The sequence below is a fragment of the Clostridia bacterium genome (assembly GCA_019683875.1).
Taxonomy (GTDB): domain Bacteria; phylum Bacillota; class Sulfobacillia; order RBS10-35; family Bu92; genus Bu92.
In genome coordinates this window covers 1-2,818 of the sequence record JADGHN010000170.1, presented here as the reverse complement: position 1 = coordinate 2,818, position 2,818 = coordinate 1, and the positions used below count along the sequence as shown (strand labels likewise).

Below are 2,818 nucleotides of genomic sequence, written 5' to 3'. Positions count from 1 at the left end.
GAGCGCGCTACGCCGACGTCGCGCGGACGAGGGCCGTGAGCGCGTCCGCCACGCCGTCGATGTCGTCGTCGGTGTTGTAGTAGTGCAGGCTGATGCGGACGGCGCGGCCGCGCGGGCTGACGACGAAGCCCTCGCGCGCCAGCGCCTGCGCGGTGGCCTCCGGGTTCGGCACGAGGGCGGCCACCTGCGGGCCGCGAGTCTTCGCGTCGAGCGGCGAGAACAGCGGCACGCCGGCCGCGCGCAGGCGGTCGGTGAGGCGCGCCGCCAGGCGCTGCACGTGCGCCCAGATGCGCTCCACGCCGACCGACGCGATGAGCCCGATGCTCGCCGCGGCCGCGTACGCGGCCGGCACGGCGGGGGTGCCCCCCTGGAAGCGCAGGGCGGCGGGCGCCGGCTCCAGGGTAAACGGGTCGAACGCGTAGGGATCGCGCTGGCCGAACCAGCCCGTCACGGAGGGGAACAGGGATTCGGCCACCTCGGCACGAACGTAGAGGAAGGCAATTCCTGGAACGGCGAGGAGGTACTTCAGCGCGCCGGCCACGAGGAAGTCCACGGGCGTGCGGCGGACGTCAATGGGCACCACGCCGGCGCCCTGGTACGCGTCGGCGAAGACCAGCGCTCCGGCCTCGTGGGCGCGGCGCACGATCGCGTCCAGGTCATTGCGCGCGCCGTTGGTGAAGGTCACGGTGTGGGCGGAGACGAGGCGCGTGTCAGGCCCGATGGCCTCGGCCCAGCGGGCGGCGTCGATGATGCCGTTCTCGCTGCGGACGAAGCGGACGTCCCCACGGCGGCTCCGCTGGGCCAGCCACACGTGGGCGATGGACGGAAATTCGAGGTCGCTCGTCACGATGACGCGGCGTGTCGAATCGGGGGCGCCGGGGAACAGCGCGGACGCCACCGCGGCCGCGCCGGCGGAGGCGCTCGGCACGATCGCCACCTCTTCCGGCGACGCGCCGATCAGACGGGCGAAGGCGCGGCGCGCCGCCTCGACCTGCGCCATCCAGCGGTCCCAGGCTGCGCCGTCCTCGCGCAGCGTCGCGCGGTAGTCGTCCAGCGCCTGAAGCGCGTCTAGCGAGACGGCTCCCTGCGAACACGATGCCAGGTGAACTCGCTGGAGGAATATGGGAAAGTGAGCCCGAAAGGCTTCGGGTGTCGAAATGTTGGGCCGTGGAACCATGGCGTCCCTTCTTTCCTCGGTCCGTACTAGAATACTGAACGCTTGTAATCTATACTGAACTACCCGTCAAACCGCAAGGTTCACCGTTCGGGGACGCGATTCCTACCGCACAGGGGGAGCGGACGTTGCAGATCGGGGCGAAGCTTCGGAAACTGCGCGAGGCGCGCAGCCTCAGCCTCAAGGACCTGGCGGAGCGCACGGGCCTGTCGCGCAGCTTCATCAGCATGGTCGAGCGCGACCAGGTCAACGTGTCCCTGGAGAATCTGCGCAGGATCTGCCAGGCGTTGGACACGCCGATGTTCAGCCTGTTCAGCGACGATGAACCGGACGCGCTGTACCGCGTGGAGCGGGCGCGCACGCGCAAGCGCATCCAGGGGCAGGGCGCGCAGGTCGTCTACGAGCGGGTGACGCCCGGCGGCTACCACAAGTTCGAGGTGCTCGCGGCCACTCTGGCGGCGAAGCAGTGGTCCTCCCTGGAGCCCTGGAGCCACGCGGCGGAGGAGGCCGTGATGGTGCTGGACGGCCGCGCGGTGGTGGAGATCGCGGGGGAGCGCGTGGATCTGCGCGAGGGCGACTGCGTCTACTTCGACAGCCGCCACCCGCACCGCTACTACAACCCCGGCACGAAGCCGTGCCGGCTCTTGATCACGGTGACGCCGCCATCGTATTAGCCCGGCTGCTGCCGATGGTGCGTCCGGTGCGGTCCCGTCCCGATGTGGGCCGGGACCTTTCTTTTACCGCGCGCCAGAAGGAGTTTTCCACAGGAGCGCGTATTTCTCGGTTTCAATACCACTGAAAATGATCCAATCGCGGTGAACGCCGGTCGCGTGGGGGACGCGGCCGGGAGCGGCGGCCGCGGGCGCGCAGCCGCACGGCGCCGCGTGCAGAACGGGGGAAGGTGGAGGCACTGCGGACACTTGACGCACAAGCGATCGAGGACATCGCCCTCGGCGCGGCGGTGCTGGGCACCGGGGGCGGCGGCGACCCGTTCATCGGCAAGCTGATGGCGCTGCAGACGGTCGAGGAGTGCGGCCCGATTCGGCTCATCAGCCTGGACGAGGTCCCGGACGACGCCGTCTGCGTGCCGATCGGCATGATGGGCGCGCCGACCGTGGTGGTGGAGAAGCTGCCGAGCGGGACGGAGATGGAGAGCGCGTTCTCGCTCCTCTCCGACTTCCTCGGCCGCCCGATCGACGCGGCGGTACCCGTGGAGGCGGGCGGGCTCAACTCGATGATCCCGCTCGCGCTGGCTGGCCGGCTGGGGCTGCCGGTCGTCGACGGCGACGGCATGGGCCGCGCGTTCCCGGAGCTGCAGCTGTCGACGTTCCACCTCGCCGGCGTCGAGGCGACGCCGATGGTGATCGCGGACGAGAAGGGCAACAGCGTGATCCTCAAGGCCACGGACGCCTTCGCCGGGGAGCGCATCGCGCGGGCGAACTGCGTCGTGATGGGCGGCTACGTGATGGCGACGGCTTACACGATGACGGGCGCACAGGTGAAGCGGGCGGCCATCGGCGGCATCGTGACGTTCAGCGAGGAGATCGGCCGGACGCTGCGCACGGCGGCGCACCGCGGCCTCGACCCGATCGAGGAGCTCCTGCGCGTGACGCGGGGGCACCGGCTGTTCCACGGCAAGATCGT

Annotated in this window: 3 protein-coding genes; 2 read left to right on the top strand and 1 reads right to left on the bottom strand. The window is 70.4% G+C overall.

Annotation, left to right across the window (positions count from 1 at the left end):
• Window positions 1-7: 7 nt before the first annotated feature.
• Window positions 8-1,177 (bottom strand): aminotransferase class V-fold PLP-dependent enzyme, encoded by a 1,170-nt coding sequence (locus tag IRZ18_09455; protein MBX5477331.1) that lies wholly within the window; start codon window positions 1,175-1,177, stop codon window positions 8-10.
• A gap of 125 nt (window positions 1,178-1,302) precedes the next feature.
• On the opposite strand from IRZ18_09455, the gene IRZ18_09450 reads away from it, so the two are divergent.
• Window positions 1,303-1,848 (top strand): helix-turn-helix transcriptional regulator, encoded by a 546-nt coding sequence (locus tag IRZ18_09450; protein MBX5477330.1) that lies wholly within the window; start codon window positions 1,303-1,305, stop codon window positions 1,846-1,848.
• Between the two features lie 236 nt (window positions 1,849-2,084).
• On the top strand, window positions 2,085-2,818 hold a 734-nt coding region (locus tag IRZ18_09445; protein MBX5477329.1), incomplete at its 3' end, for a DUF917 domain-containing protein.

What these genes read in the sequence shown, in the direction of transcription:
- IRZ18_09455 (MBX5477331.1), bottom strand. Translation starts at nt 1,177, where the DNA reads ATGGTTCCACGGCCCAACATTTCGACACCCGAAGCCTTTCGGGCTCAC.